This window comes from Caballeronia sp. LZ001, from assembly GCF_031450875.1.
Taxonomy (GTDB): Bacteria; Pseudomonadota; Gammaproteobacteria; order Burkholderiales; family Burkholderiaceae; genus Caballeronia.
In genome coordinates this window covers 25,075-44,730 of record NZ_JARTVX010000002.1, presented here as the reverse complement: position 1 = coordinate 44,730, position 19,656 = coordinate 25,075, and the positions used below count along the sequence as shown (strand labels likewise).

Below are 19,656 nucleotides of genomic sequence, written 5' to 3'. Positions count from 1 at the left end.
TCACCCAGGAGAAGCATTGATGAAACTGATTATCCAACGTCAGGAGTCGACAGCAGTTGCCGAGATGATAGCCAAGAAGGTTCGAATCTACGACAACGGCGGGCAGACAGCCGATCGCTACACCGCAGTTTATATGTTCGAGCCCGAGCGCAACGGCCTGTTCGGCGCACGCGGTATGGATGCTAATCCATATCACCCGCTGGGAATCGGTATGTGCTGTACAGCCGCCCCCGGTCGTCATCTCGGCCGTCGGGTCGGACTCAGCGACATGCCAGAAGCCTGTCAGCGTCTCATACGTAACGACGTGCAGAGCTTTCTACAGGCCACAGCCTGAAATGTCGACGTTTGTGAGGACCAGACCAGAATCTTTCTAGGGGCGATACCGATGAAGTACGAAGTGATGCTGAGTGGGTTCAATGGTGCAACTGACGAGACTGACGATCGCATCCTGTGGATCAGCAGCGAAATGTCGCAGGAGCAACTCGAACTGTGGTTGCGTGGGAAAAACCTGTTGCTGGCGGATAGAAGCGGAGTCGTGTGGGCTTGTGGACCGCTGCCCGAGTCGTTTCCCACCGAGTTTGACCTCCCACGCGATGCCGCGTCCTTCGAGCAACTGATCCGGGAACGTGTGGGCGTCGAGACGATGACGGAGCGCGAGTTTCGAGCGCTCCTGGAAGAGGTCAAGCGTCGCGAGTTGTCGGTTTCCCAGGGCCAAGGCTCGGCGGAGAACGACGCCCGCCTCCTCGTGCTCCGTGATCTGCTGAGAAGAGCACCTTGGAGTATTCACGTGGAGAGCGGGCGATCCGTTCCGGCAGTCACCGGACTCGGTGGCTGGGTCAGAACGGATACAGAGCGTGCAGTTCAGTACGACGCTGACGGACGAAAGCTTGCCGTTCGGTTCGGCCCTGAGATTTGTACGTTTGCGGAGCTCGCAGAGCGCCTCCATCGGGCTGAAAAGGGCGACGACGTGCCGATACTCATGTCCGCGTTCGGCTGCGATTACGACGGCGCCTGCGATCTTGTTTTTGGAGACCAGCATACCGTCGCCCTCGATGCACTGGATCGAGCAGCAAATGGCTGTACGTGATCGCTAAAAACCTAGCCGCCGCCTAACTTCGATTGCCCTCGTTCTCTCTGAGATCGAGGGCTTTTCTTTTTGCTCGCTCGCTCAACTTGCTTTTCTCTGTGCGTCATCTCCCTCCGCAAGGTTTCAACCTCTGATCAACTCAGGAGAAAGATATGACACACGAAATGATGGGATTGCCCGTCAATCAGGCAAATGCTGTACTGGACGACGATTTGATGGTTCGGGTCGGTATTCCTCACAAAGGCGGTCGGCTAGCGTTTCACGCCTTCAATCAGAACTATCCTGCCATGGTATCGGCATCGGCGTTCTGGAATGCTAGCAAGAGTTGTTTTCAATTTCCGAATGCGACAGATATATCGGAGCTGGACTTCGCGTTGGACTCGGCAGGCTTCACCGCCATGTTGGCGTGGAAGACCAAAGGCACCCAGCCTGGCCTCGGGGGAATTTACCCTTGGTCGATCGAAGACTACGTGTCGTTTGCGGCGACGTGCGGTTCGCGTTGGTTCAGCCAGCCTGATTGCTGTGTTGAAGAGGCGATCGCTACAGATCGCAAAGAGGTCGACTTCCGCATCAACGCAACAGCGACCTTCCTTGAGGCTACGTTGCGCGTCTTGTACACATTGCAAGATCAGGCGTCCGCTACTTGCTCAGCAAGGGTGATCGCCAACATGTTCAAGCCGTGTGTTCCGGTTCTCCAAGGGCGCTCGAAGTCAGACTATCTCAGGAGTCTCGATCTGATGCTTAACGTATGGGAGAGATGGACTCCTTGGCTGGCTATGCCGACGCTGATCGGTATCGGTTCCGTTTGTCGGCGGGATCTGCATCATAAGACAGAGGGCTTGTATGCAGTGCTGTCTGCGTTGGAAGGAAATCTGCCCCCTGGTTCTCGCGTTCATCTCTTCGGAGTAAAGGGCGCCTGCCTCAACGAGATCAGAATGCTCGACTACGTGGCTAGCGTTGATAGCATGAGTTGGGACTATGGTTCTCGAGTAAAAGCCTTCCGGGCCGGTGTCTCGAATACGATAGCTCACCGATCGTCGGAAATGACTCGATGGATGTCAAAAGCCGAGAAGCAAGCAAAGCCAGCCGTTGGCGATCAGTATCGCTTGAGCCTTTTCTGATCAACGTAACTGCCGTGGGACCCATCGTAGCTAGCGCGCGATGGGTCTTTTTTTGTTATGCGCTGTCGAATGCCGCGGTTCGTGACGAGTTTTCGACGAGACGCTTCGCGGCCGAGAGCAGTTCACGCGCGGTTACCTCATGGGCTCCCGCTTTGAGAGCGGCTTCTCTCTGTTCGGTGGTGATGTCGTAGTGAGGATGGCGGGCGCCGCGATGCAACCAGCATCGATTGACGCCGATCTGGTGAGCGAAGTCGTGCAACTCCCCGAGCGTATCCGCGGTCATGTGGTAGCGAAGCTTTCCTTTGTACATGATCGCTGCATCGTCGACGTATGCTGTCATTGGTTCCGGCTAAAGGCTAGAGATCCTTGATATCGTTCGGCCCGATGACCTGAATGTTGGGATTTCGATAGAGCAAGATGAGGTTATTAAGGTCCACCTGATCGATGGCGCCCGCCTTGTGCTCGACATATCGTTGCAAGTCGTTGTGCGGCCGGTAGAAAAACAGCCCCTTCGTTTTCATGGTCACGTCCTCCAGCGACGAAACATCCGTCGCTAAAGCGGCAAGATAGTCAGGGCACCAGTTGACGTTCGTGTGGCCGCCGTCAAGCGCGTCGAGTTCCGCGGCTTTGCGGCGAAGCTGATAGGTAGAAAAATCGAGGATGAGCCGGTGGGCGCTCTCTGCTGGTCCTATCTCCAGCCATGCGTGGAATGGTAGTGCCTCGGGTTGCGGTGCCATCCCCTGCAATGGCGCATGCACGATCACGTCCCCATGACCGTCGCCAACGCGCCAGGCGGCAAACCCGATTACGAGGCGCGACTCCACGCCATGTTGCTTCAGCAACTCCCGGCACAGGTCGGCATGCAGATAGCAGTCTGCACCGACATGGCTGCTGGCGGCCTCTGCCAGTTTGCGTATTGCGCTCGAGACGCGAGCGAGGTCAACTGCGCTGTCGATTTGCTTCACCATCCGAAGTTCGACTTCGCGGAGTGTCGCTTCCTGCGTGCTTCGCCCATAAGATTCGCTCCTTAACACGTACGCATAATACAAATGGAGCCGATGACGCGCAAGAGGGTGCTCAGGTCGGTCGCGTCCGATGGAGGCGATTACGCCTCATATCTCGCGGCAACAAACGACGAAAGTCCGCGTCCCGAACGGCTTCATTGGTGTGCGGCGCTTTCGTTTTGCTAATACAAACAGTATTATCGGGACGTGTTAGAACATTGACCGCTAGGATGAACCATGAATGATCTTCAGGCGTCGAAACGGCGCATTGCCGACGAAGACGAGATCGGCTTGGCACGTCAGAAACTGCTTGCCGTCATGGAAGAAAAATTCCAAGACCGTACGTTCTCCGGCTATATCACTTCGGAGCTCGCTGGCGACTTTGCGTTCGAGATCGCGCGTGTCGTGACCCGATTGGAACAGGCGGATCTGCCGACACTTTTGCTAGCGAGGCAACTTCGGGAGGAGCGCGACGCGTGGACCAGAGCGCTTGAAAATCCGTCGGCTGGTGCCTTCGTTGTCGGTTTCGGTAAGGAGCGGGTTGCTGGCATATCGGCCGTTCTTGAGGTCGTCGAGCGGGCAGCGGCGTCACCGCTGGATAGCATCCTCGCTCGGTATTCGTTTCTCTCGCGCAAGGAAGTCATCGCATTTAATCGTTTCTGCGATTGCGCTGAGGATGGCGAAGGGTATGACGTTCCGGTCACAGTGATGCAGCGGCTCTCGGAAGTTGGGCTGGTCAAAAAGGTCCGCGGGAGTGTCTACGAAGCGACAGGATTCGGCGGCGTGGTGCGCGACGCTTATACAGATAGCCTTGACGTGGTCCGCATGGCGGTGGCCGATTCGCGGTCTGCCGACACGCCATCGCAGTGTGCGGCATGATGAGTCTTTGTGCCAACTTTGGCGATTCACCTGCGCGACTTCGCCGCATGAAGCCTAGGCAGAAGAAGAAGTCGGACAGGAGCGCCCTATCACGCGAGGAGGCGATCATCGCTGCTGGATATGCGCGCTGTGATTTCAGCGCAAGCTGTCGGTCTGATTGTGATGTTTGCCGGAATGCAACGATAGGCGCTCGACTGTTCGTGGCTATCTCACGGGGCGAGGTTACAGAGACCGATCACTACGCATGCCCCAGTTGCGCCTTGGTCAAGGCCAGTGAGATCGAGATGGAGCGCGCCTGGTGGGAGACAGCTTTGCCGTGCCCTGCTTGTGGCGGCATCAACGCGGCGCCGATCGCTTTCGAGCTTCAAAGTCCAACCTGCGAGCACTGTGCGCCTTATGGGCTAGTGAGCCCAGAGGTCGCGGCGAAGCTGGCTGGCTTGTCGATGGGGACCGCTCATGGCTGAACTGATACTTACCGCGGAAGAACGAGCAGCCGCAACGTGGTTCGAATTGCCCGACGAAATCGTGGGGATGCTCACCAAGTACAGTGCGACGAAAATGTTGGAGGTGTGCTCCCAGCGAGACAAAGTCTGGCAGTTCTCAATGTATCTGATGATGATCCAGTACGCGGTCAGTTGCGGTATTGAGTCCGTGGAACATACGGTCGCGGATTTAACGCTCGGTGACGAGGCGCTCGGAAGTTGGCGGGTGAGGATTGAGCGCGTGCCCGGGGGCTGCGAATGACTGAAAGGAGAAATCCGACTGAAGCGGCCGTGCGACGTGGTGCGCAGGCCGCGCGTGATGGCCAGTCCGAATCTGATTGTCCATATCGCGACAAGCGCGTGCATTCGAGCCATCGTCTGTCGTGGTCGAGATCATGGATCAATGCGTGGCTGCGCGGGTTCCGTGAGGAGAAACAGAAGATGCAGCGAGATCCACCGGCTGACCGCGCCTCCGGGCCAGGCAATGAGTTTCACAATGGATGTTGAGCATTTCCGTGTATCAGGCCATCGCAAGCGGCCTTTACACAAGGAGATCGACATCATGACTCTGTCACAAGCCCAGCATCGCGCAATCAACTGCATGGACCGCACGACTGTCGTTGGCATTCTCGAAAACTACTGTTTTCAGTGCTACGAACATGAGACCACCTCTGAACTCCGCGACGCGCTGCGTAGCAATCTCGAAGACCGCACGATCGATACCTGCGTTCTCGATATTTGAGTAACCAGCCGAATTATTCGGCGATGCCCCTGTTCTGTTCACGGACAGGGGTTTTGCTTTTTTGGGCCGGGAGGAATGTAAGCGGCTGCCGACCCCATGATCGCTGGTGTCCATCCGATGAAGTGGCAAGTGACCTTGACCGCGTGAATAGCCGGAACAGCTTCCCCCTGTTCGGTGCTGTCACGACTGTTTCGCGGCAATTTAGCGTCGGTGTCGTTGCGAGCCATTTGACGGGCCGTGAGGTGATGGGCGGACCCGATGCGTAACACGGAAAAATAATACGGATAGATTTAAAAAGACGACAACGAGTGTAGAATCCAACCGAATTACAGCTACGTGTTAGAGACGCCGGGCGCAGGCTGGCCCGCACGCATGTTTGGAATCGGGGACAGAATGTTATATCTCGCCATCTTCAGCGGGCTCGTCAATCTAGCGGCCCAATCGGTGTTCATGCGCGTGGTCAGCGCGGCGAACGGCGATTACTACCTTACGTACTTTCTGACAACATTGTCGTTCATCGTCTTTTCGTCGGTGGGCAACCTACTTGGATATCGCCTGCGAAAGTGGCTACCTGCCATCGAGCTCGGGGCGGGAGCTTATGCCCTGGCTATCTTCGGGCTGATTCGAGGCGGCATGCTTGCTTCATTCGGGTTGCCAACCGTGGTGGTCGTACTGGTCCTCATGCCGCCCGCGTTTGCTCTTGGGACCCACATCCCGCTTTATGCGCATTTCGTTCGCCAGCGCATTGGTCTCACGTACGGGCTATATCACCTGGGGGCGGCTCTTGGGGTGCTTGCGATCGAATGGTTCGTGCTTCCGTACGTACCATTGTCGGCCGCGTTGGGCATCTTGGGGGTATCGCAAGTTGGGCTTGGGCTGGTCGTTGGGAGCGTCTTCTACGTGCAGAAGTTCGCGCAGGGAATTGAGACCATGGTACCCGCGGTAGCTTGGCACACCTGGGCGAGACGCAACCAGCACGCCCTGATAGCCGTTTTCCTCGCGAGTCTGGCGAGTTACCTGGCGATTGGCTGGGGACTCAAGAACCTGGAGAATCTGCTCCTTCCGACGCGAATGCACAACGGCGTCTACAACGGCGTCGTGCTGTTGATGCTGGCAGCGGGTGGCTTGGGGTCGCTCCTGATGTCCCGAATGCCGCTCGCCGTCCTCGCGCCAGTCGCAGGGATCGGAGGCCTCGCCGGAATGGCTTTCTACAGCGCGTTGCCGGACCTGTTGCGGAACGCCACCTTTCTCGCGATCGAAGTCAGCGTTTTCACGCTGGCATTGCTCTTCTCGATTCCAGTTCTTCTTTCTGCGGTGGTTTTCAACCGGGTCGCAGATGGAATGTCCGGTGAGCGTGATATGAATACCGGTCGGCTCATGTTTGTGGCAGCGGTCGGAAATCTCGCCGGCGGGTTCGCCGTGATCCTTGCAGGTCCCGTCATCCTGACAGTGTGGCCTGCGCTTGTGGCAGGCTCGCTGCTGGCCTTCGTCCTCATCGCGTGGAGCGGCTTCAGGGATAGCGCCGTCGTCGCACTGGGAAGCTTCGTCCTTGCTGCGATTTCTCTCGGCGGAATGACGAAACTCACCTTTGATCCCGTCCAGACAGTATTCAGCCTTCGGTCGCCGCAGCTCCGTTTCGAAGGTAGCGAGTTCACCAGCAATCTTGGTAGCACCGCGGGATACGTGTACGGACGCCAGATAGGTGGTCCCGCGGATTCCTTGTCGGACCTGATGGTCTACTTCGTCGACGGCCACGATTCTCATAACATTCTGTCTGATATGGAGACAGCAGTCGGCCTGCTCCCCTCGCAATTTATCTCGAGACCGTTCAAGAAGAGCATGGTGATCGGTGTCGGATCGGGCCAGACTTCGTATGGCGTGAGTACGATTTCGGAGCGCACCGATATTGTCGAGATATCCCCGGCTGTGATCGAAGCCCTGCCGATGTTCAGCGCCTACAACCACGAGGTGTGGAAGCATGCCGGCACAGAGATCCACAAAGACGATGGCCTGAACTTCGCGCGGCACTGCTCAGCAGGGACCTACGATTACATCTTCAATACTTCGACGTATCCGATGATGTTCAACGCGTACAAGCTATATACGAACGAGTTCGTTGCTGCCGCGAAGCGCTGCCTGCGGCCCGATGGGATACTCCAGGTCTATTTCGACGACAACGCTGGAAATACTGTTGAGCAGGTGAGAGCGATACTCGCCCCGCTGGCGAAGCACTTCAAATACATCGGCATCACGCCCAATCCGTATCCAAACGTGTTCGCGTCTGATCATCCGCTGGTGCAGAAGAACGTCATCGATTTGACCGCGATCGTCCGCAGCGACAGAGACCGGCAGATCCTTCGAAAGATGCCAGAGGTACTCCAGGCAATAGGGTGCAGCGGATGGTACGCGCCGGAGCCGTTGATGCCAACGCGATCGACGCCGCTGTCGACGCTTGATGAACCCTTTATCGAGCGAACGTCGATGTTCCAGAGGCTAAACATCCTGACGCATCAAAGCCATCCGCAGCAGTCGGAAGTCTACAGGCTCATGCAGTCTCACAATCCGCGCTATACGTCAGCAGCATGCCAAGGTCCACAAGATCAAACGCACGCCGGAGGAGGGTTGGAAGCTGCGCTACACGTGCGCGTTCATACTCCAAACGATGTCTACGAGGCTGCGGCCGAGGAGCCTGCGCAACGCGTCAACCTGATTCAGGATGTCCGGGTCACGGCTGAAGGGGTGAAGGTAGTCGATGAGCAGCCACGGGCCCTGTCCGCTGCCGCCCAGACGGTCGATCAGTTGTCGCGCCACGACTCGAGTTCGATTGAGGTCCACTCGGGCTCGAGTGATCAGGCCGGATCGAGCGTGCGGTAGGCCCGAAAGACCGGCACTTGCACACCTGTGTCCAGCATTACCGTAATGCATGATCAACTTTCCAACGGAGATGCGGATGAGCAAGCTAACGGTAAATTCTGACCTGACCTATACGAAAGATGATGTGGAGCGTATCCCCCGGTTCGGCGATGTGACGGACGGCGGCGTGGTGTTTGACTACTGTCTGGTGACCGCAAACGGTGCGCGATTTACGCTGATTCGCGAACCCCAACATAGCGACGGCGATATCGAAGAGGCTGCACGACACTTGCGGTATCACCGCGATGCCGTTGGCAAGATCCACATTGCTCGCCAGGAATAGGCGGCAACCAGGCCCCCCATGAGAGCCCATGATTATCGTAATCGTAACGAGCGAACGAGACCCCAAGACGGGGCGCCTGCGTCGGGTGGTATCGCACGGCGTAGATTCGCAGACGGATCGGCTGGTTGTCCTGCCATGCGACCCGCCCGAAGCAATCGGCGCGGTGTGGAACGCCGACATCGGTGAATACGTCATTCTCTGAACGAAGTCCGGCCCTCCGCTTTTCGAGAGGGCCTTTTTCTTTTGCAGCAATGCGGACTGCAATGAGAACGAACGCTTGCATTTGCCAAAGTGGAGCGAGATCGTAGCTGTCGATGTGGAGCATCACGATGAGCCAGTTCAATCTCAAAAGGAGAAAACAGATGTCGCTCATCCTGGAACAGCATCTTCCGATCGCAGCTCGGTGTGCACTTGAGACATTCGCAGCATCAGGCGAACGATCCAAAGGGCGCCTATTTGAGCTACTCGATCATTACTTTCGCGCAACGGGACTCAGTGGCGACGAAAACCGCAAGGTTTACGAGGACTCGGTTGTGCAGATTGCGGTGAAGCGATTCTCGCTCGGCGCAAGCGAAGGCTTTTGATTGGGTCATCAACAACATCAAAGGAGGTCGACAAGTGCAGAAAGTGATCACAGCGGAGTTCTCGAAGGCAAGCATCTCTGCGCCTGTGCGAACACATTGCCGTTTGGATGGTGGTCAGGCATTTACCCGTGAGGTACGGGTGGTATTGATCCGTGCTGTCGCAAGCGCGGGCGTCACCGGGTGGTATGGGATCGTCGCTGATAGCAAAGACCGAGTGGGCGCTTCCGTGACAAACGCAGCGGCAGATTTCATCCTTGCAGGTTGCCGCCTGCTGGCCGTGCCGCTGCTTCCGAACGAGGTTGCCTGGTTTCAGCGAGATTCGATAGGTCGGATTGACCGGATGGTTTATGGTTCGCGCGGCGTTGAGTTCTCGCAGTTAGATCGGGACGAGGTTCATCCCAGCACAGTCGAGGCGCTCATCTTGACGTTGCGGGAAGCCGGAATCGATACGGAAGAGGAAGACGTACGTAATGCGCTGAACTGGGCGCTTCTCTAATCAAAGTAGTCAGCAATGCCCGCTTACGTCGACGACGACGCAAGCGGGCTTTTTTTGTGCCCATGAAGTATGCGCGGATGTTGCCCATATCGGGGAGCGAGGTCGAAACCTGAATCCCTCAGGCCTTCGTTTTCCCATCCAATTCTCTCTGGAGCAACTCATGCAATCGAATCAATCCCTGCGCCTCATGATCGCAATCGCGGTATCGGTCGTGCTTTCTGCTTGTGGTGGTGGCGGCGGTGGTGACAAGAAGCCGGAGGGCGGCCCTATCATCAGCACCCCGGCTGCCTCCGACACGCCTGCTGCCAGCGCACCAGCAGCTACGCCGCCGGCGGCTTCCGATCCTGCGGGCACGCCCCCCGGCAACACTCCCGGGCTGAAGGTGACCGGTAGTGCGTCGCTGGTAGGGGCGCAGAACGTCGCCGTGGTGTTCGCAGGCAACGCGCTGAAGAGCAGTGGGCTCGGCGGAAACTTCCTGTCCACTTTGTCGGCATTGTACTCAAATCAAGGCGTGACGCCGGAGGGTGCCTTTACGGCTCTCGCGGCTAACAACGGCGCGATGACTGTGAAGCTCTCCGACATCGGTCAGATCGATGATGTTGCGGGTAACGGGCAATACGCGATCGGTCGCTGGTCCGCTGGTCAGTTCACCGTGACCACACCGAGTACGAACAACACGCAGACGATCGGCGCTAATCAAGGCTTCCCGTATGCAGTGGGCATTCCGCTCGACCTGTACTCGGGTCCGAGCTCTGGCGTGCTGTCGTGTTCTTACGACGCGTCAACGAAGCCGACAGCCTTCAACGGTTCCGTCGTTCCGGGTGTTGTGAATTCCGCGTTGAGCTCGGCCACGATCAACCTGAGCAACAAGTTGATCAGTCTGAACCTCAACCTGGACATCGGCGGGGATCACGGCGTTACCGTCACGAAAAACTCGATGATTCCGGACATGATCACATCTGCCAGCGGTTCGACGGTTGTGGCAAACACTGTTGGCGCGGATGTCACGAAGCCCTATCTGGTGGTCTCGTACGGCACATCGACGCCGAGCAGTGGCGACGTGGGCGGTATCGTTGTGTTCCATTGCCAGTAACGTAGTCAGCCAGCCGCCTCCGGGATTCCCGTGGGCGGCTTTTTCTTTGCCACCGTCGAAGGTGCTGCTCGCTGTAGAGACTTTCGCTGGTCTGCTTATGACCTGAACGGAAAAAAGCCCTCCGAACGCTCAGACGCGCACGGAGGGCTGTGGTTACATTCGCAACAGACGGACCGAATACGCGCCAGCGATCTTTCGTTCCATGTCTGCGACGAGCATCGCGATCGTCTTTTCAATCTCGGCCGAAGGCATGTCGATCGGAAGAATCGCATGGGTGGCCGCTAGAACGTTTTCCCCCGCACTAGTGAAGTCGCCGCTTCTGATCCACCAACGATTGCATTCCTGGTCGAAGCTCAACCAGATGCTGGCTTTTTTCGGCGCGACGACGGTTGCGAAGGTCTTGCTGAAGGCATCCACAATTCGATCTTTGTGCCAACCAAATCGCGCGAGGCATTCAACGATGACATCTTTCATGATTTGCTCCTGGTGTTGGTGATTGCCATGCGCATGGTTATGCCCCACACGCGCATGGAACAAAGCCACGTCTTCATCTGGAGGAAAGAAGAAGAGTATGTTGGCCACCATTGAGGTTCTGGGCACGGATAGAATGGCTGGCGATACGACTTCAGGTGTTCATATGGCAGAGATCCTTGGTATCGACGCGAGCCGGCGGCCGATAATGTTCACTCGATACGAGACTGAAAATCTCGATCTGTTGCAGGGTGCAGTCGACGGCGACATTTCCGTGCGAAAGCTTGGTGACGGGCGTTTCCTCGTTCTGAATGAAGATGGCGAGCTTCGCCAGTTACCGTTGAACGCGCTTGCAACTGCATTGCTCGGCGAGTCCGTCTTCGGGACCGTTGTGCTCCTGACGGGAGAAGAGGCGGACAAGTATCTTTGATACACATGGCCCGGGGCCATGTGCCTGGGGCGCCCGGCCTCCGCTTTGATCAGATTAGGGACGGAGCACGCCTGTCAACCTGAACGGCCAGGTGGCGAACGCGCTGTAAGACAAAAGAGAACGGCAAGAAAGCCATATTGAACGCTGATGAGCATTTCCTCCTGCACTGTCAATGAACCAGAGGGAGCCGCCGCCCTGCGGCATCCTCGCTTCACAGGAGAAAAAACGATGCTCGATCGGCTCATCCGCCGAATTCGCCTCATCCTACAAAACGCGCCCGTTTCGTTGCGCCCGATTTGGGACGTAACTCGGCAGGCTTTTTTGCATCCGACGATCAAGCAGCTCGAGTACTACGGCCGGATAGCCCAAACTCTTTCATCGGCATCCTTTATCGGTTTCGTAACAGTAATAGTTACCGATAAACGGTCCGCGTGGACGTTCGTGGAGGCACTCATGCTGCTGGTAGTCGCTGTGCTACTATTGGTTTTAGGTGCAATCTTGAGCAAGGGAGAGTGAAATGGCTCTGACTCTGACTATTGGATTCCTCGGCATCCTGCTCGTCGGCGGGGGAGTCTGGATCGTCTCCAACCATCTTGCGGACGAAAAAGCGAAGCACGCGGACAAGCGTCACGCATAAGTTCGGAACTTCGTCGTACAGGCCCAAGGGATCATGTTCCTTGGGCTTTTTTCTTTTCGGTGCGGTACCCCGGGGTATTTTCGCTTGCAGTGAATTCACCTGCTGAGTTGTAATAGCTCCAACAAGGCGTACGCCTGTTTCAGAATCTCCTCCTGAGTTGGGATGCGACCGGAAGGTCGAACTTGCAGCCGAAGGCCCGCCCGAATGTGCGGGCCTTTTGCTTTCCGGAGCCAAACAAGGGATTGCGATACTTATCGGATACAGATACGTGTAAAGTATCGAAAAGGAAATAAGGGAGCGCTCGCATGAATCTTTCCAATCTTGCTGCTTCAGTTGCGGCCAAGTATCCAGGGATGTCGATCGAGGATATCCGTCCCACCGCAACGCGTGGCCTATGGGTAGTCGAAACGCCGTGCGGGGGAGCAGAGCACGGGTGCAAAAACACGGTTCACAACCTCTGTCCCGAGAACACGTCGTGCCTGCGTCAAGTCACGTTCCTTGACGATGTGCACGATGATGCGCCGGCCGCGCGTCGCTTTGCGTCTTGGCGCGAACATCGGCGATTGCTGGACATGAATCCGCCGCGGATTTTCCGCGCCAAGCTGAAGTCAAGAAGGGAAATGGAACGAGCCATTCCGCGCAACGCGTTGGGCTGGTGGCACGACGTGTGCCCCGGCAAGACGCTCTATCTGCGCGACGCGACGGAGCGAGATCTGGCTCGATGTATCCGGAACCCCGGAACCTCAATTGAGCCTACTGACTACTGGTGTGAGCTGCCAGAAGATGGATCTCTGGTGAACAAGCTGGCAATCAAGAGTCTCGTCGAGGTTTCCCTTGAAACAGTCCTTTGAGATAACTCGAGGCTTGTGCCTGAACCGAGTCCTCGCTCGCATTGCCTACGCGCACGATCAGGCCTTGTACGCGCTGGCCTGCGACGCAGAGGCGAGCATCCATTACGGCCTGAATGAGCATGCGTCAATGATCTGGCAGATCCGTTTGTACGTGTGTGGGGCCTTAAAGGGGCTCATGACAAGGACGATTCCTGACCACATTTTCAACGCGCGAGTTCGCCGTCTGTCGGCAGCGTGCTCGACGAAACCCACCTTGCACGATGGAGATATTCATGAAGAAAATTGCGGTAGTCCTGTCGGTGTTCTGTGTTCTCGCAATGTCGGCGAACAGTGCGAACGCGGCGGGTTGCTTTAAAGGCGCGATGGCTGGAGCGCTCGTCGGGCATTGGGCGGGTCATCACGCTGTCGCCGGTGCGATCGCCGGGTGCGCTGTTGGCCATCACCTTGCGAAGTCTCAAGAACGGGAGCGGGCGTCACGTCAACGGCACACCCGCTGGGAACAGGCGAATTGATGGGTTTCTGAGATAGGAAAAGCTGCGTTTGTTTCCATTGTCCTCTTTGCGTAGTATTATGCGTACGTGTTAGGAATCATTGTCGGACATTACTGCAATGACACTTCTGAACAGGGTTGCTGTCCCGAACTGGGTCGAGGAGGGTGCCTTTTTCTCCGACGCCGAGCATCGAATCTGGTTGCGCCGCAAACTGGGCATGTTTGGAGTGCCTGTGGCCTTCATTCTGCATAATCCGAGTACGGCATCGTTCGTTGAGAACGATCCCACGGTGCGGCGGGGTATCGGATTTGCGGCTAGCCTTGGTGCGAGTGACCTGATTTTCGTGAACGCCGCGACTGGCGTGGCGACGAACGCGGACCAGCTCGCTGATATGGACGATCCGATTGGGCCAATGGCCGATGAAGCGCTGCGGGTGGCTGCCGAGTTTTGCCTCTCACGTGGCGGCATGTTGATCGCAGCCTGGGGCGCACCGAAAGGCAAAGTTCGAACCAGGCGGCTGATGGACGCCCGGTTTCAGGAGATAGCAAGGATGGGACTCCCGCTGCACGTCCTGCGGCTCACTTCAAGCGGGTATCCGGAGCACCCGTTGTACCTTCCGGCTTCGCTTCGACCGGTCCCGTGGACATACCATCCAGCATAAATGAACGAGAATCTATGAAAATCGCCAGTAGACTCAAAGATCAGAGCACGTATCCCGAGACGTTTGTTGTACTCGACACCACCACGCCAATCGGCAAGTTCTCGGTCAGCCTCGGTGTCGGCGGGATCGAGGGCAAAAATCTGTTCCTCACCGAGGTTGGTCAGTGTGCATATGGTCGTCTCACCGAGACGAGTGCATCAAAGCTCGCCAAGATTCGCCTCGTGGAGGTTGTCACAGGCTTCAAGGCGAAGAAGCTTGTACCTGACACGTTCATGCGCGCAACGGACGGAGATTCAATCTTCTTCGTGTGCAAAGATAGCGCCATCTACGACAGCGTCTATTCGTTGCTTGCAGTGGCTACCGACATCGCTGTTCCGGCGTGAAGGTGCGCGTATGCTATCCAACCACATCAAGCGATACGTCAGAACGTGTCACACGTTCAACGGTGGCGACGCGGTCGACCGCTCCGTCGTTCTGGAGGATATCCTTCCCCGGCTCCTCCAGGTCCGCGCAGATCTGGTCCGGTCGGCCCGTGCTGAAGGCCGCAACACGAACCCGGAAATTGGCACCCGCAAGCGGACCCTCGAGACGCTCGCAACACTTCGGGCTGCGATTCGGACGGCAACGCGGACGCTTTCCGCACGATCGGGCGAGCTCGGTGCAGACGCTAACGAGAGACTGGTTCATCCTGTCCGGTAGCATTGAGGGAGCTGCAAAGCAACCGGATGAGAGAATGGAATCTTGCGCCAGTAAAAGTGAAGAACATGAGATGACAGAGAGGGATCTACCGGTCAACGCCCACGAGATCTGTGTCTCAGCGAGAGGCGACATAGTGTGGGTCAATTCCGCGGACGGTAGCTGTATCGGCCGGTTCAGCAAGCGGTTTGGAATTGACGTTCACCGGACCCTTACCGACCAGATGAACGGTGCTGACCAGTGTCTGTACTGCACGCACGGCGCCGCTGGAGCGGATGCATGGGAGCAGTTCCGCTCGGCGATGAAATGTCATCACGGAATCGATGTCCCTACGGATACGCTTTCGTTCCCGTAAATCCTCACCTTACCCCTCAAGCACGTTCGCGTTGCGCTGCGCCTGACACGCAGAAGAACTGGCTGCGGAAGCTTAATCCGGCTTGGAGCACCGCAATGCGACTCTCGATCAGATGCCCCCGTGCTGACTCAACCGCGCACCATAACTTGTCGGTTTCCCGGAATCTCGCTCCTGTAAATTCTCACCAATCGCATGTCTTCGCGAGTGCTTACGCGGCCACTTTCATAACACGTAGACGTACGTCAATAGTATGGAAAAGTTTGCCGACTAGTTTTATACTGCGTCCGTAAATTCAATCCGATCATTTTCTCGACAGGAGAAGAAGGTGGGCGAGGCTAACATACGCAGGATGGAAGTCGAGCGGGTTTTGACTCAGGTCTCAGGCCGTCAGATGAGTGCGCGCGAGGCAGCGAACAAGATAGTCGGTATTGTGATTCCGCTTCTCGACAGCATTCCCGCAGGCGATCCCCAGAAAGCAAGAGCGAGTGCATGGATCGAAAGAGTGCTGGCGGCTGAGCCGACGATCTCTGTCTCCGCGCTCAGCGAGCGATGCATCGGACTCGGAGACCTGTCGGGGCCCATCAACGGTGAGATTGGCAACTTTGCCGGGCGATTGCGATTGCTCGCAACCCTCGATCCACGTTTGGATGCTATTGAAGTATAGCTACGTGTTATGTATTATTGGTGCTGTCACCCTTGACTGAGGATTTCGATGTCACCGCTCATCATCGCGCGTATCGCGCTCGTCATCTTTGCTTTCATTTTTCTTATCGGGATCAAGCGTCGTCGCCGCCTTTTCACGGTGAAAACAGCAGACCCGACCCGTCTGGCCCCCTTGGTCCACACCTTCCTGGGGGAAGAGCTGCGGGAGAATCGGCTCCAGCTCGTGCTTTCTGGTTTTTTTGGCGCGTTAGCGCTCACTTACATCGTCTATACGCTCTACGTGCCGGCGGCGGTTTCGTAAGACGAATGTTTCCTTCAGGTGTGTCTCCTTGGTGCCCCGCAAGCATGCGGGGCATTTTTTTTAATGTCGTTGGAGGGTTTTTGGATGTGCGGCGGGCGCGGATGTTGGAAGTGCGCTGATGCGGATGGCGCGGGGATTCTAAAACTCTTGTGTGCATTGTTGCTAGGAGCCGCGTTCTACTGCGGGCTAGGTTGGTATCGAACGTTCAGTGCACTCGAGTCGACGTTACCAACGAACGAGGCCGGGACCTGCGGTCAACGACAACAACCGCACGGAAAGCCAGATCAAAGGTCGCCGCTTCGCGGAGCACGACTGGCAACATGATTAAGTTTGATCGATACAACCAGTATCGAAACGAAACTTTCTGAATAATCCACTTGATGGCAAAACTGAACGTATGTAGTATTGCGAAATGCCGCGTATGTGTACGTGTTACGAATCGAAAACGAGGAGAAATCTTTGAAGCCGCTTTTTGACGATGAAAAGCAGAGTGCTCCCCAGATGCCGGTTGTCCAGCCGGTGCCGTCGCCGGCCGGGGTGGGCCTCGTAGCGGCTCGTGCAGGCAACGTCGGCGTTCCGCGCAGGTTGATGAGTGACGACGAGATCGACGCTATCGGAACGGAGCATGGTGCCGCAGCGGCGTCCATGTCGCGAACGTACCTCTCAACCGTTCGTGCGGCCGACGGCGGCGCGTTTGGCGAGAAGCTGAACGAACTGATCGCAATCGCGAAAGGCCTTGACCCGAAGGCGATGCATAAGGGATCGCTGCTTGGCCGTGTCGGCAGTCTGTTGAAGTCGACGAAAGAGCGCCTGCTTGCTCAGTATGACGACGTGAACCAGCGTATCGACACACTCGTCGCGCAACTCGAAGTGACAGCGAAAAAGCAGAAGGACGGCATTAGCACACTGGAGCAGATGTACAACTCCAACTATGCCACCTATCAGGGCCTGGAAGAGGGTAAGCGACGGTGCGAGAGCGCACTGGCCGACTATCGCGCGGCGCTTGAGGCGGAAGGACAAGCTAAAGACGCGTTCGCGGCCCAGCGGTTGATGGATATGCAGCGTCGCATCGATGCGCTGAAGGTGAAAGTCGATGACCTCGACCGCGCAATGCTCTTGACCAAGCAACTCGCACCGCAAATCCGTACCGAACAGGATCGAAAGCGGACGCTGGGGAGCAAGTTCGCCACCGTGAAGACAATCCTGATTCCCGCGTGGACGAATGCCTTCTCGCTGTACCTCGAACAGTTGGATACGAAGGTGGCGACTGACCTCGTCAATGCGACCTATGACGCAACCGATGCAGCGCTTCGAGCGCAAGCGGATCTCGGCAGGCAGAACGCGCAGGAGGTCGCAAGGCTCAGTCAGCGGCCTGTTGTTGCGACTGAGACATTTGAATACGCCCAGCAGCAGCTATTTGGGGCGCTCGACGACATCAACCAGATCGTCGAAGAAGGGGAGCGCCAGCGCGAGCAGGACGCGTCCCGCCTGCGTCAGCTTGAGCAGGATCTGGTTTCCCGCTTTTCTCCGAAAAACAGATAAGGACAACACGCATGATTACTCTCGAAAAAAGAGCCGCAAAGGTCTCCATCGTCCTCGAAAAGCGCCAACTGGCGAAGCCGCCGGTCGTGCGCGTCGGGGCAGCGCTCGACATTTCCGGTTCGGCAAAAGCCCTCTACAAGTCGGGGATCGTTCAGGAGACGCACGATCGCATGCTGGGTATCGCGCTGAAGTTCGACGACAACGGTGAAGTCGATACCTGGACGTTCACGGAAGGCTTCACCCGTTTGCCGACGGCGACGCCTGAGAATTACGGCTCGTACATCACCGAACACGTCCTCAACGCAGACATCGCGAAGTGGGGCGGCACGAAGTACGCGCCGGTGATGTCCGACATCGTCAATTTTTTCTTCGGCAGTCCCGAGCCGAAGCCAACGGCAGAAAAGCGCAGCTTCCTCAGCCGCCTGTTTGGCGGACCCTCGGAAGAGCCCGCTGCTATCCCGGCGGCGCCGGCGAACACGATGCCTGCATGGGTGCTCTTCGTCACCGATGGCCAAAACCCGGGCGCCGATCGTGAGCATGTGCGCCGGCTGCTCGAAGGCTCGAAGAAATTCCCGATTTACTGGTCGATGGTCGGCGTGGGTGATCCGAGCGAGTTTGGCTTCCTGCAAGAGCTCGCAGACGATCTGCCGAACGTCGGGTTCCTGCATTTGCCGTCGCTGGATGTGTCGGACGAGGTGATCTACGAGCAACTGATCACTCCGGAGTTCTGCAACTGGGTCCGCGGCAAATAAACGGGCATCCCAGCCCACACTTTTAGAGGAACAACTCGCATGTTGAAAGAATTCAAGATCCCACTGGCGTTGACGCTGGTTGCCCTGGTCGCTGCTTACCTGATGGGCGGCGTGAAAGACATGATCATCGTCGGCGTGCTATCAGTGCTCGAGATCTCGCTGTCGCTGGACAACGCCGTCGTCAATGCGTCGGTCCTGAAGCATTGGTCGAAGAAGTGGCAAGACCGCTTCATGGTCTTCGGCCTGCCCATCGCAGTATTCGGCATGCGTCTCGTGTTCCCTCTGCTGATCGTCGCAATCATCGGGCATATCGGCTTCTGGGAAGCGGCGTCTCTTGCGCTGAAAGATCCTGCCCAGTACGCCTCGATCCTGACTTCGGCGCACCATGAGGTTTCCGCATTCGGTGGCGCTTTCCTCCTGATGGTGTTCTTCAAGTTCATGTTCGACTCCGGCAAGGAGGAGCACTGGATCGGTTTTGTCGAGCAGGCGATGGCACGTCTCGGCCGCATCACCGCTGTCGAGGTTGCCTTGACTCTCGGAATCGTCGTGTTGGCGTCGTTCCACGTGCCGGCACAGGAACAAATCGCCTTTTTGCTGGCAGGTGTGTTCGGCGTGATCAGCTTCGTCGTCGCTCATGGCATCGGTGATCTCATGGGCGGAGAAGACACCGGTACGCGGGTTGTGCGTGAAGGTGTCGCTGGCTTCCTCTATCTGGAAGTTCTCGATTCGTCGTTCAGCTTTGATGGAGTGATTGGCGCGTTCGCATTGTCTGACAATGTCTTTCTGATCGCGATCGGCCTCGGCGTCGGTGCCGCCTACATCCGTGAAATGACGCTTGTCCTGCTGAAGAAGGGTACGCTCGCGAGCTACAAGTATCTCGAATGCGGCGCGTTCTGGGCCATCGGGGCACTGGCGACGATCATGTTCCTGAACGTCAAGTTTGAAGTCCCGGAAGTGGTGACCGGTCTGATTGGTGCGGTGACGATCGGTCTGGCTGTTTGGACCTCGATCATCTCGCAAAAGAAGGAAGCTACACAGACGCTGGTGGCAGGCAACCAGTAATTCATTTTTGTACTTCGTCCGATATGCGTACGTGTTGTGTATCGGACTAACACTCAACTA

At 57.0% G+C, this 19,656-nt stretch carries 27 protein-coding genes; 24 read left to right on the top strand and 3 right to left on the bottom strand.

From position 1 onward, the window contains the following. Positions 1-19: 19 nt before the first annotated feature. From P9292_RS02595 to P9292_RS02585, 3 genes are all read left to right on the top strand, one after another. The gene (locus P9292_RS02595) at positions 20-334 is read left to right on the top strand and encodes a hypothetical protein (protein WP_244797458.1); all 315 of its coding nucleotides are present in this window, start codon (positions 20-22) and stop codon (positions 332-334) included. Between the two features lie 51 nt (positions 335-385). Further along, positions 386-1,087 (top strand): hypothetical protein, encoded by a 702-nt coding sequence (locus P9292_RS02590; RefSeq protein ID WP_244797459.1) that lies wholly within the window; start codon positions 386-388, stop codon positions 1,085-1,087. A 152-nt stretch (positions 1,088-1,239) separates the two neighbouring features. Continuing rightward, on the top strand, positions 1,240-2,208 hold the full coding sequence (locus P9292_RS02585; protein WP_244797460.1) for a hypothetical protein: 969 nt from the start codon (positions 1,240-1,242) through the stop codon (positions 2,206-2,208). A 55-nt stretch (positions 2,209-2,263) separates the two neighbouring features. Here the strand turns inward: P9292_RS02585 and P9292_RS02580 are convergent, their stop codons facing one another. Both P9292_RS02580 and P9292_RS02575 read right to left on the bottom strand, forming a co-directional pair. Beyond that, positions 2,264-2,548, bottom strand: coding sequence for a DUF4031 domain-containing protein (locus P9292_RS02580; RefSeq protein ID WP_309957952.1), 285 nt, complete (start codon positions 2,546-2,548; stop codon positions 2,264-2,266). A 16-nt stretch (positions 2,549-2,564) separates the two neighbouring features. Beyond that, a complete protein-coding gene (locus tag P9292_RS02575; protein ID WP_309957950.1) occupies positions 2,565-3,176 on the bottom strand; it encodes a hypothetical protein in 612 nt (203 codons plus the stop codon). A gap of 273 nt (positions 3,177-3,449) precedes the next feature. Between P9292_RS02575 and P9292_RS02570 the strand changes: the two genes are divergently transcribed. From P9292_RS02570 to P9292_RS02525, 10 genes are all read left to right on the top strand, one after another. After that, on the top strand, positions 3,450-4,091 hold the full coding sequence (locus tag P9292_RS02570) for a hypothetical protein (RefSeq protein WP_244797463.1): 642 nt from the start codon (positions 3,450-3,452) through the stop codon (positions 4,089-4,091). Between the two features lie 456 nt (positions 4,092-4,547). Beyond that, positions 4,548-4,835: a hypothetical protein gene (locus tag P9292_RS02565; protein WP_244797464.1), complete on the top strand. Its 288-nt coding sequence runs from the start codon at positions 4,548-4,550 to the stop codon at positions 4,833-4,835. Next, positions 4,832-5,080 carry an Rmf/CrpP family protein gene (locus tag P9292_RS02560; RefSeq protein ID WP_309957947.1) on the top strand — a complete coding sequence of 83 codons (249 nt, stop codon included), beginning with the start codon at positions 4,832-4,834 and terminating at the stop codon, positions 5,078-5,080. The genes P9292_RS02565 and P9292_RS02560 overlap by 4 nt, the downstream gene beginning before the upstream one ends. Positions 5,081-5,135: 55 nt before the next feature. Next, the gene (locus tag P9292_RS02555; protein WP_244797465.1) at positions 5,136-5,315 is read left to right on the top strand and encodes a hypothetical protein; all 180 of its coding nucleotides are present in this window, start codon (positions 5,136-5,138) and stop codon (positions 5,313-5,315) included. Between the two features lie 393 nt (positions 5,316-5,708). Then, positions 5,709-8,189: a hypothetical protein gene (locus tag P9292_RS02550; RefSeq protein WP_244797466.1), complete on the top strand. Its 2,481-nt coding sequence runs from the start codon at positions 5,709-5,711 to the stop codon at positions 8,187-8,189. A 76-nt stretch (positions 8,190-8,265) separates the two neighbouring features. Beyond that, on the top strand, positions 8,266-8,511 hold the full coding sequence (locus P9292_RS02545; protein WP_244797467.1) for a hypothetical protein: 246 nt from the start codon (positions 8,266-8,268) through the stop codon (positions 8,509-8,511). Between the two features lie 28 nt (positions 8,512-8,539). Next, a complete protein-coding gene (locus tag P9292_RS02540; RefSeq protein ID WP_244797468.1) occupies positions 8,540-8,713 on the top strand; it encodes a hypothetical protein in 174 nt (57 codons plus the stop codon). A 127-nt stretch (positions 8,714-8,840) separates the two neighbouring features. Continuing rightward, the gene (locus P9292_RS02535; protein WP_011876319.1) at positions 8,841-9,095 is read left to right on the top strand and encodes a hypothetical protein; all 255 of its coding nucleotides are present in this window, start codon (positions 8,841-8,843) and stop codon (positions 9,093-9,095) included. Between the two features lie 34 nt (positions 9,096-9,129). After that, positions 9,130-9,591, top strand: a complete 462-nt coding sequence (locus P9292_RS02530) for a hypothetical protein (protein ID WP_244797469.1) — start codon at positions 9,130-9,132, stop codon at positions 9,589-9,591. A 160-nt stretch (positions 9,592-9,751) separates the two neighbouring features. Next, a complete protein-coding gene (locus tag P9292_RS02525) occupies positions 9,752-10,684 on the top strand; it encodes a hypothetical protein (RefSeq protein ID WP_244797470.1) in 933 nt (310 codons plus the stop codon). Between the two features lie 153 nt (positions 10,685-10,837). On the opposite strand, the gene P9292_RS02520 is transcribed toward P9292_RS02525, so the two are convergent. Next, on the bottom strand, positions 10,838-11,158 hold the full coding sequence (locus P9292_RS02520) for a hypothetical protein (protein WP_011876322.1): 321 nt from the start codon (positions 11,156-11,158) through the stop codon (positions 10,838-10,840). Between the two features lie 97 nt (positions 11,159-11,255). Between P9292_RS02520 and P9292_RS02515 the strand changes: the two genes are divergently transcribed. The 11 genes from P9292_RS02515 to P9292_RS02465 all read left to right on the top strand — a co-directional run bounded on the left by P9292_RS02515 (position 11,256) and on the right by P9292_RS02465 (position 19,596). Beyond that, on the top strand, positions 11,256-11,585 hold the full coding sequence (locus P9292_RS02515) for a DUF3846 domain-containing protein (RefSeq protein WP_244797471.1): 330 nt from the start codon (positions 11,256-11,258) through the stop codon (positions 11,583-11,585). A gap of 147 nt (positions 11,586-11,732) precedes the next feature. Continuing rightward, entirely contained in the window at positions 11,733-12,101 is a 369-nt protein-coding gene (locus P9292_RS02510; protein ID WP_011876324.1) for a hypothetical protein, read from the top strand. 426 nt (positions 12,102-12,527) lie between these two features. Beyond that, complete coding sequence (locus tag P9292_RS02505) at positions 12,528-13,073, top strand: hypothetical protein (protein WP_244797472.1); 546 nt, start codon at positions 12,528-12,530, stop codon at positions 13,071-13,073. A gap of 272 nt (positions 13,074-13,345) precedes the next feature. Continuing rightward, on the top strand, positions 13,346-13,585 hold the full coding sequence (locus tag P9292_RS02500) for a hypothetical protein (RefSeq protein WP_244797473.1): 240 nt from the start codon (positions 13,346-13,348) through the stop codon (positions 13,583-13,585). Positions 13,586-13,682: 97 nt separating this feature from the next. Next, positions 13,683-14,225: a DUF1643 domain-containing protein gene (locus tag P9292_RS02495; protein WP_244797474.1), complete on the top strand. Its 543-nt coding sequence runs from the start codon at positions 13,683-13,685 to the stop codon at positions 14,223-14,225. A 14-nt stretch (positions 14,226-14,239) separates the two neighbouring features. Then, on the top strand, positions 14,240-14,608 hold the full coding sequence (locus P9292_RS02490; RefSeq protein ID WP_244797475.1) for a hypothetical protein: 369 nt from the start codon (positions 14,240-14,242) through the stop codon (positions 14,606-14,608). Positions 14,609-15,601: 993 nt separating this feature from the next. Next, positions 15,602-15,940, top strand: coding sequence for a hypothetical protein (locus P9292_RS02485; RefSeq protein WP_011876330.1), 339 nt, complete (start codon positions 15,602-15,604; stop codon positions 15,938-15,940). A 48-nt stretch (positions 15,941-15,988) separates the two neighbouring features. Further along, a complete protein-coding gene (locus tag P9292_RS02480) occupies positions 15,989-16,240 on the top strand; it encodes a hypothetical protein (protein ID WP_011876331.1) in 252 nt (83 codons plus the stop codon). Between the two features lie 501 nt (positions 16,241-16,741). Further along, positions 16,742-17,782, top strand: coding sequence for a toxic anion resistance protein (locus P9292_RS02475; RefSeq protein ID WP_244797704.1), 1,041 nt, complete (start codon positions 16,742-16,744; stop codon positions 17,780-17,782). Positions 17,783-17,793: 11 nt separating this feature from the next. Then, positions 17,794-18,534, top strand: a complete 741-nt coding sequence (locus tag P9292_RS02470; protein WP_244797476.1) for a VWA domain-containing protein — start codon at positions 17,794-17,796, stop codon at positions 18,532-18,534. 39 nt (positions 18,535-18,573) lie between these two features. After that, positions 18,574-19,596: a DUF475 domain-containing protein gene (locus P9292_RS02465; protein ID WP_244797477.1), complete on the top strand. Its 1,023-nt coding sequence runs from the start codon at positions 18,574-18,576 to the stop codon at positions 19,594-19,596. Positions 19,597-19,656: the final 60 nt, after the last annotated feature.

Bases quoted from the DNA above. Each gene is read 5' to 3' on its own strand.
- P9292_RS02595 (WP_244797458.1), top strand. From the start codon at position 20: ATGAAACTGATTATCCAACGTCAGGAGTCGACAGCAGTTGCCGAGATG.
- P9292_RS02590 (WP_244797459.1), top strand. From the start codon at position 386: ATGAAGTACGAAGTGATGCTGAGTGGGTTCAATGGTGCAACTGACGAG.
- P9292_RS02585 (WP_244797460.1), top strand. From the start codon at position 1,240: ATGACACACGAAATGATGGGATTGCCCGTCAATCAGGCAAATGCTGTA.
- P9292_RS02580 (WP_309957952.1), bottom strand. From the start codon at position 2,548: ATGACAGCATACGTCGACGATGCAGCGATCATGTACAAAGGAAAGCTT.
- P9292_RS02575 (WP_309957950.1), bottom strand. From the start codon at position 3,176: ATGGTGAAGCAAATCGACAGCGCAGTTGACCTCGCTCGCGTCTCGAGC.
- P9292_RS02570 (WP_244797463.1), top strand. From the start codon at position 3,450: ATGAATGATCTTCAGGCGTCGAAACGGCGCATTGCCGACGAAGACGAG.
- P9292_RS02565 (WP_244797464.1), top strand. From the start codon at position 4,548: ATGGCTGAACTGATACTTACCGCGGAAGAACGAGCAGCCGCAACGTGG.
- P9292_RS02560 (WP_309957947.1), top strand. From the start codon at position 4,832: ATGACTGAAAGGAGAAATCCGACTGAAGCGGCCGTGCGACGTGGTGCG.
- P9292_RS02555 (WP_244797465.1), top strand. From the start codon at position 5,136: ATGACTCTGTCACAAGCCCAGCATCGCGCAATCAACTGCATGGACCGC.
- P9292_RS02550 (WP_244797466.1), top strand. From the start codon at position 5,709: ATGTTATATCTCGCCATCTTCAGCGGGCTCGTCAATCTAGCGGCCCAA.
- P9292_RS02545 (WP_244797467.1), top strand. From the start codon at position 8,266: ATGAGCAAGCTAACGGTAAATTCTGACCTGACCTATACGAAAGATGAT.
- P9292_RS02540 (WP_244797468.1), top strand. From the start codon at position 8,540: ATGATTATCGTAATCGTAACGAGCGAACGAGACCCCAAGACGGGGCGC.
- P9292_RS02535 (WP_011876319.1), top strand. From the start codon at position 8,841: ATGAGCCAGTTCAATCTCAAAAGGAGAAAACAGATGTCGCTCATCCTG.
- P9292_RS02525 (WP_244797470.1), top strand. From the start codon at position 9,752: ATGCAATCGAATCAATCCCTGCGCCTCATGATCGCAATCGCGGTATCG.
- P9292_RS02520 (WP_011876322.1), bottom strand. From the start codon at position 11,158: ATGAAAGATGTCATCGTTGAATGCCTCGCGCGATTTGGTTGGCACAAA.
- P9292_RS02515 (WP_244797471.1), top strand. From the start codon at position 11,256: ATGTTGGCCACCATTGAGGTTCTGGGCACGGATAGAATGGCTGGCGAT.
- P9292_RS02510 (WP_011876324.1), top strand. From the start codon at position 11,733: ATGAGCATTTCCTCCTGCACTGTCAATGAACCAGAGGGAGCCGCCGCC.
- P9292_RS02505 (WP_244797472.1), top strand. From the start codon at position 12,528: ATGAATCTTTCCAATCTTGCTGCTTCAGTTGCGGCCAAGTATCCAGGG.
- P9292_RS02500 (WP_244797473.1), top strand. From the start codon at position 13,346: ATGAAGAAAATTGCGGTAGTCCTGTCGGTGTTCTGTGTTCTCGCAATG.
- P9292_RS02495 (WP_244797474.1), top strand. From the start codon at position 13,683: ATGACACTTCTGAACAGGGTTGCTGTCCCGAACTGGGTCGAGGAGGGT.
- P9292_RS02490 (WP_244797475.1), top strand. From the start codon at position 14,240: ATGAAAATCGCCAGTAGACTCAAAGATCAGAGCACGTATCCCGAGACG.
- P9292_RS02480 (WP_011876331.1), top strand. From the start codon at position 15,989: ATGTCACCGCTCATCATCGCGCGTATCGCGCTCGTCATCTTTGCTTTC.
- P9292_RS02475 (WP_244797704.1), top strand. From the start codon at position 16,742: ATGCCGGTTGTCCAGCCGGTGCCGTCGCCGGCCGGGGTGGGCCTCGTA.
- P9292_RS02470 (WP_244797476.1), top strand. From the start codon at position 17,794: ATGATTACTCTCGAAAAAAGAGCCGCAAAGGTCTCCATCGTCCTCGAA.
- P9292_RS02465 (WP_244797477.1), top strand. From the start codon at position 18,574: ATGTTGAAAGAATTCAAGATCCCACTGGCGTTGACGCTGGTTGCCCTG.